The sequence below is a fragment of the Pseudomonas sp. NPDC089741 genome (genome assembly GCF_044748825.1).
Classification (GTDB): domain Bacteria; phylum Pseudomonadota; class Gammaproteobacteria; order Pseudomonadales; family Pseudomonadaceae; genus Aquipseudomonas; species Aquipseudomonas helmanticensis.
Window position 1 is genome coordinate 1 of the sequence record NZ_JBIVGT010000088.1, and the last position, 476, is coordinate 476.

A 476-nucleotide genomic window follows, 5' to 3' on the forward strand; every position below is an offset into this window, starting at 1 on the left:
CCAGAAACTTCGGGTCTTCAAGTCGACCCAAACAGCGGTTGATGCTTGAACACTGCTAGGTAGAAGACCATGGCACGACTAAAAGAGATTTACTGGAAGGAAATCGCACCGAAGCTTAAGGAAGAACTTAAGCTTTCGAACGTGATGGAAGTTCCACGCGTTACAAAGATCACCCTGAACATGGGTCTGGGCGAAGCTGTTGGTGACAAGAAAGTCATCGAGCATGCTGTTGCTGACCTGGAAAAGATCACCGGCCAAAAAGTCGTCGTGACCTACGCTCGTAAATCCATCGCTGGCTTTAAAGTCCGTGAAGGATGGCCGATCGGCGTCAAAGTGACTCTGCGCCGTGAGCGTATGTATGAGTTCCTGGATCGTCTGCTGTCGATCTCCCTGCCTCGGGTTCGCGACTTCCGCGGCCTGAATGCCAAGTCCTTCGATGGTCGTGGTAACTACAGCATGGGCGTGAAAGAGCAGAT

General features: G+C 51.7%; 1 protein-coding gene. It reads left to right on the forward strand.

From position 1 onward, the window contains the following. Nucleotides 1-69 precede the first annotated feature (69 nt). On the forward strand, nucleotides 70-476 hold a 407-nt coding region (rplE, locus tag ACIPZE_RS28955), incomplete at its 3' end, for a 50S ribosomal protein L5 (protein WP_400776860.1).